The sequence below is a fragment of the Williamsia deligens genome (assembly GCF_024171765.1).
Lineage (GTDB): Bacteria > Actinomycetota > Actinomycetes > Mycobacteriales > Mycobacteriaceae > Williamsia_A > Williamsia_A deligens.
In genome coordinates this window covers 2,157,414-2,171,915 of the sequence record NZ_JAMTCI010000001.1, presented here as the reverse complement: position 1 = coordinate 2,171,915, position 14,502 = coordinate 2,157,414, and the positions used below count along the sequence as shown (strand labels likewise).

Below are 14,502 nucleotides of genomic sequence, written 5' to 3'. Positions count from 1 at the left end.
GTTGGAGACGTCGAGTGGGCGGTTGGAGACGGCGAGTGGGCGGCAGATGACGGGTCTCGCGATCTGCACGACGTGCGCGGTCCAGTTCGACGTCCCCGTCGACGACCCGCCGCACGTGTGCCCGATCTGTGCCGACCCACGCCAGTACGTCGGCGAGGGCGGTCAGCAGTGGACCTCGCTCGACGAACTCCGGCGTGACCACCGATCCGTGACGAGGATGCAGGGCGACTTCCTCGGCGTCGGCGCGGAGCCCAAGGTCGGCATCGGACAGCGTGCGCTCCTCGTCCCCCACGGCGAGAGCAATCTGCTCTGGGACTGCGTCGCCCTGCTCGACGACGCCCTCGCCGAGGAGATCGAGTCCCGCGGCGGCCTGTCGGGCATCGCGATCTCGCATCCGCACTACTGGTCGACGATGGTCGAGTGGGCGCATCGCTTCGACTGCCCGATCCACCTCCCCCGCGTCGACGAGCGGTGGATCATGCGCCCGGACGCAGCGATCGAGCTGTGGGACGGCGACGAGCTGGACCTCGGCGACGGGCTGACGGTGCACCGTCTCGGCGGTCATTTCCCCGGGGCGTCGGCGCTCCACGTCGCGGCGACCGGGGGCCGTTCTGCCGCATTGCTCAGCGGCGACCTCCCCCTCGCGGCGGCCGATCGTCGGTGGGTGTCCTTCATGTGGAGCTACCCGAACATGGTGCCGCTGCCCGCCGCGGAGGTCCGGCGCATCGCCGACGTCCTCGCCGACCTCGAGTTCGACGTCCTGCACAGTGCGTTCTGGGACCAGCAGGTCGACGACGCATGGAACGCGGTCCAACGATCGGCCGATCGCTACATCGCCGCGCTGCAGGCGGTTCCGGAGTAGGAACTACCCACTCGGCGGGCATTTTCTGCACACTCGGCGGGCATTTTCCGCACGCTCAGCGGAATCTACTGCACGCTCGGGGTCAGAGGCGCCAGGTGTCGACGCTGCAGAGTTCGCCGAGCGGACGCTCGACCGCCCAACCGGTCTCGACGAGCATCGGCCGTTCGTAGAACGCGTCCACCGGCCCCAGGCACAGCACCGCGATCGGCTCGGCGCCGTCGGGGATGCCCAGCAGTCGACCCAGTTCCGCCGGGTCGAACATCGACACCCACCCCATGCCGTAGCCCTCGGCGCGCGCGGCGAGCCACATGTTCTGGATGGCGCACGCGACCGACGCCAGGTCCATCTGCGGCATGGTGCGACGGCCGAACACATGCGCGTCACGCCCCGTGCCGAGCGCCACCACGATGACCTCGGCGCACTCGGAGATGCCCTCGACCTTGAGACGCGCGAACTCCTCGCCACGGTCACCGAGGGCCTCGGCGGTCCGCACGCGTTCGGCCTCGACGATCTCGCGGATCGACTCGCGCACAGCGGGATCGACGACGCGCACGAACCGCCACGGCTGCATCAGTCCGACGCTGGGTGCGTGATGGGCAGCACCGAGCAGCCGCGCCAGGACGTCCTCGGGCACCTCTCCCCCGGCGAAATGCCTTGTGTCGCGGCGACTCCCGATGACGCGGTAGACCGCGGCGCGGTCGCTGTCGGGGAACGGGTCACACGGGCCGGTCATGCGAACCCGGGGGCGACGAGCGGCCAGGGCCGCGCCTGCTCGAGCTGAGCGGCGACGGCGAGCAGCAGGGTCTCCGACCCCGGCCTGCCGAACAGGTGCACCGCCATCGGTGTCCGCGACTCCGGGTGCACGCCCATCGGCACCGACATCCCCGGCCACTGCAGGACGTTCACCAGACCGGCGAACGGCGCGTACCCGATGTTGGCGTACATGTTCGCGAGCCACCCGCGCCCACTCCACTGCCGCGCCGGCAACGGCGGACGGGCCAGCATCGGTGTCATGACGAGGTCCGACCCGGTTCGCTCGAGGTACTGCTCCACGCTCGTGACGATCGCGGTCCGCTGTTCATCGCGGACCAGGCCCCGGCGGTTCACCAGTCGGCCGAGTGCGGTGTGACGACGCGTCCGCGGTTGCAGTCGGCTCAGATCGCCGCCGTGCGAGCCGATCTCGTCGGCGTCCGCAGCTGCGCCACCGACCCAGCGCAGCAGGAGTGGCGCCGGGTTGGTGGGGTACGGCAGCGGCGACGATGTCACCCGGTGTCCGATCTCGGTCAGCGCCGCGGCCGCGTCCGACAGCGCGCCGGCCCAGTGGCGATCGGTGGACCCGACGGCCAGGGGGAAGTTCTCGGCGACGACGACCCCGACGGGCGCACGCCCGGTGTCGCGGCCGGCGGCACCGAGCGACGGGTCGTCGGCCATGACGCCGAGCATCAGTGCGGCGTCGGCGACGGTCGTGGCCAGCGGCCCGTTCTCCGACATGCCGTACCAGCCGTTCCCGCTGGTCTGCGGCGGCACGACACCCCGTCCGGGCTTGATGCCGAACAGTCCACAGTCGGCCGAGGGGATGCGGATGGAGCCCAGGCCGTCGTTGCCGTGCGCGATGGGCACCTGCCCGCTCGCGACCGCGGCCGCCGCACCTCCCGACGACCCACCGGGGGTCAGCTCGGGGTTCCACGGGTTCCGGGTGATCCGACCCGGAGTGTCGGTGGCACCCCACAGACACAGCTCGGGCACCGCGGTCACGCCGACGACGACGGCGCCCGCCGCACGCAGGCGGGTCACGAGCGGGTGGTCCTCCGCCGACGGTCGCGACGACGTGGCCGCCGAGCCGACGCGCTGCGGCACCCCGGCGACGGGCACGTTGTCCTTGATCGCGACGGGGACCCCGGCCAGGGGTAGTCCGGCCAGGTCGCGGCCGGCGAGCGCGTCGGCCTCCGCCCGCGCCGCGTCGGCCTCGACGGACACGAAGGCGTTGAGGGCGCCGTCACGCTCGGCGATGCGCGCGAGGGCCGCGTCCACCACCTCGCGCGGGCTGCGACGACCCGAAGCGACCGCTTCGGCGATGCCGACGGCGGTCTCGGTCACTGCGAGTAGACCTGCGGGTGCAGCCGACCGATGTAGGGCAGGTCGCGGTAGCGCTCGGCGTAGTCGAGGCCGTAGCCGACGACGAACTCGTTGGGGATGTCGAAGCCGACCTCGGCGATGTCGACGTCGCGACGCACCGCGTCGGGCTTGCGCAGCAGCGTGCAGACCGCCAGCGACCGCGGCTGGCGCGAGCGGAGGTTCTTCAGCAGCCAGGAGAGCGTGAGACCCGAGTCGATGATGTCCTCGACGATCAGGACGTCACGACCGGCGATGTCCCGGTCGAGGTCCTTGAGGATCCGCACCACACCCGACGACGACGTCGAGGACCCGTACGAGCTGACGGCCATGAACTCCATCTGCGACGGGATCGGCAGAGCACGCGCGAAGTCGGTCATGAACATGATCGCGCCCTTGAGGACGCCGATCAGGACGAGGTCGTCGGGGATGTCGGTGTACCGCGCCGCGATCGCCTCGGCGAGTTCGGTCGTCCGCGCCTTGATCTGCTCCTCGGAGATGACGACGGCCTCGATGTCGTCGCCATATGGATCGCCCGGAACGGCCACCTGTCACGCCTTTCGCCCACCACCGCGTCGCCCAACGCTGCTCGGCACAACCTTGTCACGGCCGCGTACGGACCTCCATAGCGGGTGGAGGGTCGGTCACGTGGCCATTTCGTTCAGATCACGGACGCTTTTCACCGTTCGTTTCCTTTTCCGGATTTGGTGACGTTAACATCGACTTGTCCTCACCCGGACGCATGCACGGAATCGACGTGAACGAGGCTGCCCGACAGGCGAGTCCACGGGATTCAGGGTCGGCTGAACAGCCGACAGTGGGGGGCGGGCGCTGGTCTCCGGGACAGCACCAACCACAGGAAATGGATCGACCGATGAAGCTCAGAACCGCACTCGTCTCGGCGGGCGTCTCGCTCGCCTGCGTGGCGGGCGTCGTCACCGGCGCCCCGGCCAATGCCGCCCCGGCAGAGAAGATCAACTACTCCGCCCAGGTCCAAGGGCAGTCGATCCTGTTCTCCACGACCGCCGGATCCCTGCGGACCGCGAACGACCAACTGCAGATCGTCGACTCGGCCGGCCGCGTCGCCGTCGCCTTCCCGTTGACCTACAAGTTCAACAACGTCGCACTGCCGATCAAGGCCTCAGCCAACGGGCGCACGGCCACGCTGACCCCGCAGCTGCCCGGCAAGGTGCTCGTCGACGCGCCAGCGACCCGGCAGGAACGCGATCAGCAGGCGCTGAACAAGCTGGGCAGCAACATCAGCACGGCGACCGCCATCGGCGGCCTGGTCGGCACCATCATCGGCGCGGCTGTCGGTTGCATCCTGCTCTCGACCCTGCCCCCGGTGCCGATCCTCACCGGGTGTGTCACGGGCGGCAGCATCGGTGCCCTCGGCGGCACCATCATCGCCGGCGGCCCGACTCTGATCGGCAACGTGATCCAGTACTTCAACACGATCAACTCACCCTTCGTCCCGCCGAAGAAGTGATCTGACGCCGGGATCGTCAGCGACGGTCCCGGCGCAGTCGCAGCAGTTCCCCGTCGGCCACCGCGTTCACGCGGACGCCGACGTCACCGCCCACGGCCACCGTGCCGTGGGCGGTGTCGTCTGTCAGCGCGTCCACCGCGGCGACGAGACGTGCGGTGGGCTCGGTGGCACCTGCGGCGAGCAGCCAGAGGCGGATCACCCGACGACGCAGCGGGCGCGGCAGTGCGGCCACCCCCACCCGCCGCAGCGCATCCCCCTCGACCACCGTCGCCATCGCGTCGGCGGCCATCGCGTCGAGCAGGTCGACGTCGTCGCGCAGCAGGTCGGCGGTGCGCGACAGCGCCTCGGCGACACCGCCGCCCAGGACGTCCTCCATCGTCGGCATCACCTCGGCCCGCAGCCTCGACCGGACGAACCGGGGGTCGTCGTTGTGGGGGTCCGACCAGGGCGTCAGGCCCGACTCCGCACACGCGGCGACGGTCGTCGCCCGGCGCACACCCAGCAGGGGTCGCGCCCAGGGGTCGGCCCAGGCCACCATCCCCGCCACCGACCGCGGCCCCGATCCGCGGGCGAGTCCCAGCAGCACCGTCTCGGCCTGGTCGTCGAGGGTGTGGCCGAGCATCACGGGGAGGCCGTCACGGGCGTCGTCGAGTGCGGCACGCCGGGCGCGGCGGGCCGCCGCCTCGGGGCCACCGCGTCCGTCGACCGTCACCGTCAGGACCCTCGCGCGCGCACCGGCGGACTCCGCAGCCGATGCAGCGCGCCGCGCGACGTCGGCCGAACCCTGCTGCAGACCGTGGTCGACGACGAGAGCCGTCGTCGTCAGCCCCGCCCGGAGCGCGCCGAGGGTGAGTGCGAGGGAGTCCGGTCCACCCGACAGGCCGACGCACACGTCGCGCCCGAGGTCGAGGCGGTCGACGAGATCGGCCACCGCGCGGGCGATCTCGTCGAGCGCGGTCACACCCGCGGCCACCGCATCTCAGAGCACACGGTCGACCCAGAGTCGCGGGGTGTCGATCTCCTCGGGTCGCGGCAGCGCGTCCGGGGCGGACCAGATCGCGTTGAACCGGGCCATCCCGACGGTGCCGACGACCTCGTCGACGAACGCCTTGCCCCGGATGTACTGCGCCAGTTTGGCGTCCATCCCGACGAGGGCGCGCAGGATGCGCTGCATCGGGTTCTGCTTGCTCGTGCGGCGGTGGTCGAAGGCGGTGCGGATGCGTTCCACGGTCGGCACATGCGCCGGTCCCACCGCGTCCATGACGTGATCGGCGTGGCCCTCCAGCAGGGTTCCCAGCATCATCAGCCGGGTGAACGCCTCGTACTGCTCCGGCGCCTGCAGCAGCTGCATCGCACCGAGGACGCCCTTCTCGCGGGGCTTGTCCGAGCGGAGGGCGCCGACGACGCGCGCCGCCATCTCACTGCCCGACTCGTCGTTGTCGGTGCTGATGGTCGCGATGTTGTCGAGCATGTAGTCGCGCAGCCACGGGGTGGCCGAGAACTGCACGCGGTGGGTCACCTCGTGCAGACAGACCCAGTAGCGGAAGTCGGCCGGGACGACCTTCAGCGACCGTTCGACAGCGATGATGTTGGGGGCCACCAGCATCAGCACGCCGTCGGCGCCGGTGGACGGGTCGGGCGAGAACGGGTCGTACTGGCCGAGGATCGCCCCCGAGAGCAGCGCGAGGAGCCCGCCCGCCTGCATGCCGCCGATGCGGCCGGAGATGCCCGGTGCCGCCGTGGAACCGCCGCCGAGCATCGCCGACATCGACTGCGCGGCGGCGTCGACCCATCCGCGACGGTCCAGCACGGACGCCGCGGGGACGGGCAGCCCGTCCGCGAGACCCGTCGTCTCCCGGACCGGTCCCTCGGCGCGCGCGGCCAGCACCGACAGTTGCTCGCGGGCGGCCGAACGCGTGTACTCGGTGGTGCTGGGACCGGGTCGGGTGAGTCGACGGCCGACCCCGGCGGCCAGCGACCAGTCGATCCTGGCGCCGGGCAGATCGCGATCGGTGCTCATCGGCATCCACATCCCCGCAGTCGCACCGCGATCGCGTCGAGGGCCGGACGGGCGTCTGCCGGGTTGGTCCCGTTCGACAGCAGCGCGAAGGTGAGCACCCGGTTCTGCCGGGTCTGGACGATCCCCGCCAGTCCGCTCACGCCGGTGAGGGTCCCCGTCTTCGCCTTCACCCAGCCCGCGGCGTTCGCGACGCCGGACACCGACGAGAACCGGTCGGACAGGGTCCCGGTGGCCCCGGCGATCGGCAGCATGTCGAGCAGAGGCCGGAGCTTGGTGTCCTGGGTGCCCGACGCGGCGCGCAGGATCGCGTCGAGCACACCCGCCGGGATGCGGTCGCCGGTCGAGAGCCCGTTCGTGTCCTGCAGTGTCACCTGTGACATGTCGACGCCCGCCTCACGCAGCACCGCGGCCACCGCGTCGGTGGCACCCGACAGGCTCGCCGGGAGTCCACGTGCGCGGGCCACCTCGATGGCCATGGTCTCGGCGAGGACGTCGTCGGAGTCGACGAGCATGTCGCGCAGGCGCGTCTGCATCGGCGCGGAGGTGACCGACGCGATCACGCGCGCGCCCTGGGGCGCGGTCCCCGACGACACGGCGTCGGCCGACACCCCCAGATCGCGGGCGAGGTCGGTGGCGGCGGTGACGGCCGGGGTGGCGGTGCGCGGTGAGTACAGCGCGGTGGGATCGGTCCGGGCGGAATCGGCCATGAGCGCCTCGATCGGTGCGATGCTGCCGCCCGCGATGTCGGCGGTCTCCCAGCCGGAGGCGAACGACGGCCCGGTGAACCGTCCGGTGTCGACGGCCACCGACGACACCTGCACCCCCGACCGACGGATCTGCGCGGCCAGGTCGGCGATGCGGGGCGCGTCGGTGAAGAACGTGTCGGTCCCGTCCGGCTGGACCGAGAGCGTCGGGTCACCGGCACCGACCACGACGATCCGACCGTTGCCCGCGTCGACGACGCTCGTGGTGAGGGTGGCGTCGAGCGGGACCGACAGCAGCACCGCGGCCGCGGTGAGGATCTTCGTCGTCGACGCAGGCGTCATGGGCCTGGTCGGGTTCTGCGACCAGAGGACCTGTCCGGTGAGCGCGTCGGAGATCTCGCCGGTGAGCGTGCCCAACCGGGGGTCGCGCGCGACCGACGCCAGCTGCGCGGAGACCCCCGCCGAGGTGGGTTCGGGGGCGGCCGAGGCGACCGGCACGACGGCCGGGTCCGCGGAGGCCGCGGCCGGGCGGGCGGGTGCGTTCGCGGCCGGCTGGGTGCCACCGGAGTCGACGGTGACGGCGACGACCGCAACCACGGCCGCGACGACGAGGAGGACGAGGACCGGGATGACGGTCCACCACACACTGACGCGCCGGCGTGCCCGTGCGTTCACTGATGCTCCTCCGCCCACCGTGGTCCTGGCGTCCAACAGTATCCTCGACCCGATCGCGGCTCGGCCGACGCAACGGCCTGCCCGCACGAACCGTCACAGAGAGCGAGGATGTGAGTCGTGGAGTTCGACGTCACCATCGAGATCCCCAAGGGACAGCGCAACAAGTACGAGGTCGACCACGAGACGGGCAGGGTCCACCTCGACCGTTACCTCTACACCTCGATGGGCTACCCGGCCGACTACGGCTACATCGACAACACCCTCGGTGAGGACGGCGACCCGCTCGACGCGATGGTCCTGCTCCCCGAGTCGGTCTACCCGGGCGTCGTCGTCAAGGCGCGCATCGTCGCGATGTACACCATGACCGACGAGGCCGGCGGCGACGACAAGCTGCTCGCCGTGCCCGCGGGCGACGTCCGCTGGGACCACATCCAGGACGTCGGCGACGTGGACAAGTTCGAGCTGGACGCGATCTCGCACTTCTTCGAGCACTACAAGGACCTCGAGCCGGGCAAGGAGGTCCAGCCCGGCGGCTGGGTCGGCCGCGAGGCCGCCGAGAAGGTCGCCCAGGAGGCGATCGACCGGCTCGCCCAGCAGCCCCACGAGGCCAACGACCCCTCCCGCGGCTGACCCACCCCCACACGACAGAACGGCCCCGAGCGGAGTGCTCGGGGCCGTTCTGCGTCCTGCGTCGGTGTGGGTCAGGCCTCGTGGCGACCCGGGTGGGTGTCACCGGTGTCCGACGACGCCTCGTGGCGTCCACCGGGGTCCGCGGCGATCACGGGGCCACCCTCGTCGGAGACCGCGGTGTGGCGACCGTGCACATCGGCGGGGTCGACGATGTCGTTGTGACCGCCGCCGACGGACACGGGCTCCGGTGACCGCTCCCCGCCGGGCAGTGCGTCGGGATCGGGGCCGACACCCATCGCGTCGTCCGCGGCGGCCTGCGTCCCCGAGGACTTCCGCAGCGGCATCTCCTTCCACGTGAAGACGGCGACGAGGGCGATGAGCGACACGATCGAGACCGTCAGGAAGACCGAGTCCATCGCGTCCGAGAAGCCCTGCTTGACGGGCGCGGCGACGGCGTCGGGCAGCTTGGGGATGACCGACGTGTCGTTCATGACCGAACCGGTGGCTCCACCGCCTCCGCCCTGGGCGGCCTCGATCAGGCTCTTGCCGAACCCGGCGACGGTCGGGTCGGTGCTCTGCGCGGCCTCACGGACACCAGCCTGGAACGACTGCGTCGGCGCGGCCTGACGGAACTCGTCGGCGATGTTCGGACCCATGAGCGAGAACAGCACCGAGAAGAACACGGCGACACCCAGGGTTCCGCCGATCTGCCGGAAGAACGTGGCCGAGCTGGTCGAGATGCCCATGTCCTTGGCGGGCAACACGTTCTGCATGGCCAGCGTCAGCGGCTGCATCAGGTTGCCCAGTCCGAAGCCGAGCCCGAAGGTCATCAGCATCACGACGTAGAGCGGGGTGCTCGGGCTGACGTAGTGCAGGAGAAAGGTCATCACGCTGATCAGGACGACGCCGATCATCGTGAAGATCTTGTAGCGACCGGTCCGCGAGATCATCTGGCCGGAGATGATCGACGCGCTCATCAGACCCAGCACCATCGGCAGCAACTGCAGGCCGGCGATGGTCGGGCTGGACCCGCGGAGCACCTGGTAGTACTGCGGCAGCACGGAGATCGCGCCGAACATCACCGAACCGATGACGATCGAGATCACGATGCCCTGCGCGAACACCCTGTTCCTGAAGACGCGCAGCGGGATGATCGCGGCCTCGCCCATGGCCCTCTCCACCGCGACGAACGCCGCGACGCCGACCACACCGATGACGTAACAGATGATCGATCGTGTGGAGCCCCAACCCCATTCGCGGCCCTGTTCGGCGACGACGAGGATCGGCACGACGCCGACGGCGAGGGCGAACGCACCCCACCAGTCGATCTTGCGCTTCACACCCGGGATCCGGTCGTAGTTGAGGACGCGGAACACCACGACGAGCGCGACGAGCCCGACGGGGACGTTGACGAGGAACACCCAGCGCCAACCCGACACCCACAGGATCGAGTCCTGGCCGGCGAACAGACCACCGAGCACGGGGCCGAGCACGCTGGACGTGCCGAACACCGCGAGGAAGTAGCCCTGGTACTTGGCGCGTTCCCGCGGCGCGACGATGTCGCCGATGATCGTCAGCGCCAGAGAGAACAGACCACCGGCACCGATGCCCTGCAGCGCACGGAACCCTGCGAGCTCGTACATCGACGTCGACGTGGAACACAGCAGCGACCCGATGACGAAGATCGTGATCGCCGCCATGAAGAAGGGCTTGCGCCCGTACATGTCGGACAACTTGCCGTAGATCGGCGTCGCCAGCGTCGAGGTGATGAGGTACGCCGTCGTCACCCACGCCTGCAGCGAGTAGCCGTTCAGGTCGTCGGCGATGGTGCGGATCGACGTCGACACGATGGTCTGGTCGAGGGCGGCGAGGAACATGCCGATCATGAGTCCGCCCATGATCGTCAGGATCTGGCGGTGCGAGAGCGTCATCGACCCGGCCGCCGGGTCGGCGGACGCGGACGATCCGGCGGACGCTGCGCCGGGGACTGCGGTGTCGGTCATCGTGATGCTTTCTCGCGTGTGTGGGCTGTGGTGTGTGCCGACGTGTCGGCGGTGAGGTCGTCTGATGTCGCGTCGGCGAGGTCGTCGTCTCGAGAACCAACCCCCGAGGCGTCGCCGTCGATTCCCGCGACGGCGTCGTCCGGGCCGCCGAGTGTCTTCACGGGCGAGTACGCACTGGCCGCGAGCTTGTCGGCGGCGTCGACCACGCGGCCCATCAGGCCGGAGAGCTGGGCGATCTCCTCGGTGGTGAAGTCCTCGAGCATCACGTCGACGGCGTTCATCCGGTGCCGGCGAACGGCCTCGACCTGGGTCCTCCCCGACTCGGTGAGCACCAGGATCGTGGCGCGCCCGTCGCGCGGGTCGGCCTCACGCCGCACGTAGCCCAGGCGGACCAGCGACGCGATGTGGCGGCTGACGGTGGACGGATCGGCGTAGAGGTGCTCGGCGAGCTCCCCGGACCGCATCGGCTTCTCGGCCAGCGTGAACAGGCACGAGAAGGCAGCCGTCTCGACGATGCCCTCCGGTGTCTTGAACTTCGTCACCGCGAGCCGCTCGCGGATGCGCCCGTAGCGGGACAGGACCGAGAGGAGATCGTCGACGTGATGCAGCCTCGTCACTGATTTTCACCTCAAATGAGTTTCATCGTGCAACTGATTGACGAGTGCAAGTATGCCGAAGCCCGGATGGGCACGCAAACAGCCCCGGCCGTCGACGACGACCGGGGCTGCTGCGATCGCCGACTGGCGACCGGAGGGGTCAGGCGGTGAGCTCGACGAGAGCCGCGAGCAGTCGGTCGATCTCCTCGATGTGGGTGCCGATGCCGAAGGACGCCCGCACCGCACCGTCGGGGGCGCCGACACGGTGCATCAGCGGGTGCGCGCAGAACCGGCCGTCGCGGACCCCGATGCCGCGGTCGGCGAGATGCTCGGCGACCTCCCGCGGGGAGTGCCCGTCGACGGTGAACGCGGCGATGCCCACGCGGTCGAGGTCGTCGTCGGCGAACAAGGTCAGTCGCCGCACACCGGGGATCGCGTCGAGTCCGGCGTCGAGGTGGGTCCGCAGGTCGTGATCGTGCACGCCGAGGCGGTCGAACCCGAACTCCGTGATCGCCCGGCACGCGGCGGCGATGGCGACGGCACCGAGCACGTTGGGTGATCCACCCTCGTGGCGGCTCGGTCCGGTCTGCCAGCGGACCGACTCGTCGGGTGCGACGTCGAGGCTGGCGCCACCGCCGAGGAGATAGGGCTCGGCGGCGTCGAGCCAGTCGCTGCGACCGACGAGGACCCCGCAGCCGAACGGGGCATAGAGCTTGTGCCCGGAGAACACGAGGTGGTCGATGCCGAGACCGGCCATCGAGATCGCGCGGTGCGGTGCGAGTTGCGCGGCGTCGACGAGGATCCGCGCGCCCGCCGCATGGGCGATGTCGGCCAGTTCGCGCACCGGCAGCACCTCGCCGGTGACGTTGGAGGCACCCGTCACGGCGAGCAGGGCCGCGGGCGCGCGGTGCAGTTCCGCCTCGAGCGCCGCGAGAGTCTCCGCGAGCGTGTCCCGGCAGCGGACGACGCGACGGCCCGAGCGGGTCCAGGGCAACAGGTTCGCGTGGTGCTCGACGTCGAGGACCACCGTGTCCCCGGGGACGACCGAGGCCAGCAGGTTCAGCGAGTCCGTGGTGTTGCGCGTGAACACCACCGAGTCGTCGTGCCGTGCCCGGACGAAGTCGGCGACGGTGGCCCGCGCGTCCTCGTACCGGGCGGTCGTGATCTGCGACAGTCGGCCGGCGCCGCGATGGACGCTCGCGTACTCCGGCAGCGCGACGGCGAGCTCGGCCACCACGGCGTCGAGGGCAGGCGCACTCGCCGCGTGATCGAGGTTGGCGTAGCCAGCGTGGGCGGGGCCGGCGAGGACGTCGGCGAGGTACTCGTCGCCGCGCGGTGCGCAGACCTCGGGACGGCTGTGGGCGAGCAAAGACATGTGTCTCCTCTGATCAGGGGACCGCCGAGGGCCCCGCGCTTGCCCGCATCCGTTCGGACGCGGGCCGGGTCGTCACCCGGAAGCACCCCACCGCAGGAGGAGGGTTGCCGGTCAGCGAGCCGGGGCTCACGACGCTGACACTCATGACCTGCAGCGATGGTCGCCGACCCGGCCGTCGGCTGTCAAAACCGCCGCCGGGTTGCGCTCACGGTGATCGCAACCGCGCCGCGGGTAGCGTGATGGCGTGCTGTTCCACCTCTCCCGACCGTCGGCGACGGTGCGGGCGACCCGCGCGACGCGGTCGTTCTCGTCGGTGTCGGAGGCGCTCGGCGCAGTCGATTCCGGCCGCACCGACGGCGACCCGGTTCCGGTGGTCGGCGCCATCTCCTTCGCCGCGGACAGCCCCGACGCCCTCTACGTTCCGGCAGACCTCACCGTGGACCGGACGCCGCCGGAGGCACCGGGCCCCGTCGCTGCACCACCCGGCATGGTGCTGGTGCGCTCGGTGCCGTCGCCGTCGGAGCACCGCGCGCGCGTGGGCGCGGTCGTCGACCGCATCCGGGCCGGCGAGGCACGAAAGGTGGTGCTGGCGCGGTCGATCCAGCTGACGGCGGACATCCCCGTCGACGTCGACGCCACCGTCGCGGCGTTCGCCGCGGGGAGCCCGGAACGTAACGCCTTCGCCGTCGACCTCTCCGCGGCAGGCGTCGACCACCGCGACACCGTGATCGTCGGATCGAGTCCGGAGTCGTTGGTGCGCAAGCACGGTCGGCAGGTGACCTGCCACCCGTACGCCGGATCCGCACCCCGGTCGAGTGACCCCGAGACGGATCGCCGGAACGCGGCCGCCCTGCTGGAATCGGGGAAGGACCACCGCGAGCACCGGTTCGTGGTGGAGCACATCGCCACGGCGCTCGGCCCGCTCACCCGCGACCTGCGTGTCCCCGACGAACCGGTGCTGATCGGGACCGGCGAGATGTGGCACCTGGCGTCCCCCATCGAGGGCACCCTGATCGACACCGACCTCAGCGCACTGCATCTCGCCGTGCACCTGCATCCCACCCCCGCGATCTGCGGGACCCCCACGGACGCGGCTGCGGCCGTCATCGGCGCGGTCGAGGAACCCCGCGGCTTCTACGCCGGAGCATTGGGGTGGTGTGACACCGCCGGCGACGGCGAGTGGATGGTCAGCATCCGCGGCGTTCAGGTGTCGGCGGACCGTCGATCGTTGCGGGCCTGGTCCGGCGGCGGCATCGTCGCCGACTCCGACCCGGCCGACGAGCTGGCCGAGACCACCGCGAAGTTCGGAACCGTGTTGCGCGCGTTGGGGTGTCCGGACCTCCTGCTCGCGGAGAGCTGATGGCCGGACCGATCAGGCGGCCGGATCCCGGGCGTCGTGGCGTGATCGCCACCAGCTGACCGCGAAGAAGATCACCGCCGCGACACCGACGACGACGCCGCCGTAGAGCAGCAGTCGGGCACCGACGGTCGCGCCCACGAGATACCCGACCATCCCGACCGCCGTCACCCACACGACGCCGCCGAGGACGTTCGCGGTCAGGTACAGCCGCACGGGCATCCGGGACATGCCGGCCACGAACGGCGTCAGCGTGCGGACGTACCCGATCCACCGTGCCCCCAGCACCGTCGGGACACCGTTGTGCTGGATCGCATGGGTCACCTTGTCCCACCGCTCTTCTCCGATGCGCCGGCCGAGGCGGGACCGCATCATCCGCGGACCCGACCACCTGCCGAGGGAGAAGCCGGTCGCGTCCCCCGCGATCGCGGCCACGCACGCACCGACGATCAGCCACCCGACCGAGGTCTCACCGACCGCCGCCGCCACTCCCCCGGCCAGCAGTGCCGTCTCGCCGGGCAGGATGAGGCCGAGCAGTGCCGCTGACTCGCAGTAGACCAGCGCCCACACGACGAGGTACACCACCCACGGCGGGGTGGTCGCGATGACGTCGACCAGCCAGTCGATCACCGACTGCATCAGCGCACCCGCGGGCGCGGTCGGGACGAACCGTTCCCGG

The 14,502-nt window shown here is 70.9% G+C and carries 14 protein-coding genes and 1 riboswitch; of the genes, 4 read left to right on the top strand and 10 right to left on the bottom strand.

Annotation, left to right across the window (positions count from 1 at the left end; genetic code table 11):
• Positions 1-46 precede the first annotated feature (46 nt).
• A complete protein-coding gene (locus LX14_RS10205) occupies positions 47-862 on the top strand; it encodes an MBL fold metallo-hydrolase (protein WP_253647095.1) in 816 nt (271 codons plus the stop codon).
• An 82-nt stretch (positions 863-944) separates the two neighbouring features.
• Here the strand turns inward: LX14_RS10205 and bluB are convergent, their stop codons facing one another.
• The 3 genes from bluB to hpt are packed head-to-tail and all read right to left on the bottom strand — an operon-like array spanning position 945 to position 3,522.
• On the bottom strand, positions 945-1,595 hold the full coding sequence (gene bluB, locus LX14_RS10200) for a 5,6-dimethylbenzimidazole synthase (RefSeq protein WP_253647094.1): 651 nt from the start codon (positions 1,593-1,595) through the stop codon (positions 945-947).
• Positions 1,592-2,959 carry an amidase gene (locus tag LX14_RS10195; protein ID WP_253647093.1) on the bottom strand — a complete coding sequence of 456 codons (1,368 nt, stop codon included), beginning with the start codon at positions 2,957-2,959 and terminating at the stop codon, positions 1,592-1,594. Before LX14_RS10195 ends, bluB begins: the two co-directional genes overlap by 4 nt.
• A complete protein-coding gene (hpt, locus tag LX14_RS10190) occupies positions 2,956-3,522 on the bottom strand; it encodes a hypoxanthine phosphoribosyltransferase (RefSeq protein WP_253647092.1) in 567 nt (188 codons plus the stop codon). Before hpt ends, LX14_RS10195 begins: the two co-directional genes overlap by 4 nt.
• Positions 3,523-3,848: 326 nt before the next feature.
• On the opposite strand from hpt, the gene LX14_RS10185 reads away from it, so the two are divergent.
• Complete coding sequence (locus LX14_RS10185; RefSeq protein WP_253647091.1) at positions 3,849-4,463, top strand: DUF8020 domain-containing protein; 615 nt, start codon at positions 3,849-3,851, stop codon at positions 4,461-4,463.
• Between the two features lie 16 nt (positions 4,464-4,479).
• On the opposite strand, the gene tilS is transcribed toward LX14_RS10185, so the two are convergent.
• From tilS to dacB, 3 genes are read right to left on the bottom strand one after another with little or no spacing between them, the layout of a single operon-like run.
• Positions 4,480-5,406: a tRNA lysidine(34) synthetase TilS gene (gene tilS / locus LX14_RS10180; protein ID WP_253647968.1), complete on the bottom strand. Its 927-nt coding sequence runs from the start codon at positions 5,404-5,406 to the stop codon at positions 4,480-4,482.
• 36 nt (positions 5,407-5,442) lie between these two features.
• Complete coding sequence (locus LX14_RS10175) at positions 5,443-6,489, bottom strand: Rv3626c family coenzyme F420 biosynthesis-associated protein (protein WP_372505306.1); 1,047 nt, start codon at positions 6,487-6,489, stop codon at positions 5,443-5,445.
• A complete protein-coding gene (gene dacB, locus LX14_RS10170; protein WP_253647089.1) occupies positions 6,480-7,862 on the bottom strand; it encodes a D-alanyl-D-alanine carboxypeptidase/D-alanyl-D-alanine endopeptidase in 1,383 nt (460 codons plus the stop codon). The genes LX14_RS10175 and dacB overlap by 10 nt, the downstream gene beginning before the upstream one ends.
• 117 nt (positions 7,863-7,979) lie before the next feature.
• Between dacB and LX14_RS10165 the strand changes: the two genes are divergently transcribed.
• Positions 7,980-8,492: an inorganic diphosphatase gene (locus LX14_RS10165; RefSeq protein WP_253647088.1), complete on the top strand. Its 513-nt coding sequence runs from the start codon at positions 7,980-7,982 to the stop codon at positions 8,490-8,492.
• A gap of 71 nt (positions 8,493-8,563) precedes the next feature.
• On the opposite strand, the gene LX14_RS10160 is transcribed toward LX14_RS10165, so the two are convergent.
• From LX14_RS10160 to LX14_RS10150, 3 genes are all read right to left on the bottom strand, one after another.
• Complete coding sequence (locus LX14_RS10160) at positions 8,564-10,495, bottom strand: MDR family MFS transporter (protein ID WP_253647087.1); 1,932 nt, start codon at positions 10,493-10,495, stop codon at positions 8,564-8,566.
• The gene (locus LX14_RS10155; protein ID WP_308214089.1) at positions 10,492-11,112 is read right to left on the bottom strand and encodes a MarR family winged helix-turn-helix transcriptional regulator; all 621 of its coding nucleotides are present in this window, start codon (positions 11,110-11,112) and stop codon (positions 10,492-10,494) included. The genes LX14_RS10160 and LX14_RS10155 overlap by 4 nt, the downstream gene beginning before the upstream one ends.
• Positions 11,113-11,251: 139 nt before the next feature.
• Positions 11,252-12,466, bottom strand: a complete 1,215-nt coding sequence (locus LX14_RS10150; RefSeq protein ID WP_253647086.1) for an aminotransferase class V-fold PLP-dependent enzyme — start codon at positions 12,464-12,466, stop codon at positions 11,252-11,254.
• Positions 12,467-12,496: 30 nt separating this feature from the next.
• A riboswitch (SAM riboswitch) is annotated at positions 12,497-12,615 on the bottom strand.
• A 95-nt stretch (positions 12,616-12,710) separates the two neighbouring features.
• Here LX14_RS10150 and LX14_RS10145 point away from each other — a divergent pair.
• A complete protein-coding gene (locus tag LX14_RS10145; RefSeq protein WP_253647085.1) occupies positions 12,711-13,826 on the top strand; it encodes an isochorismate synthase in 1,116 nt (371 codons plus the stop codon).
• 12 nt (positions 13,827-13,838) lie between these two features.
• Here the strand turns inward: LX14_RS10145 and LX14_RS10140 are convergent, their stop codons facing one another.
• Complete coding sequence (locus LX14_RS10140) at positions 13,839-14,462, bottom strand: DedA family protein (RefSeq protein WP_253647084.1); 624 nt, start codon at positions 14,460-14,462, stop codon at positions 13,839-13,841.
• Positions 14,463-14,502 lie beyond the last annotated feature (40 nt).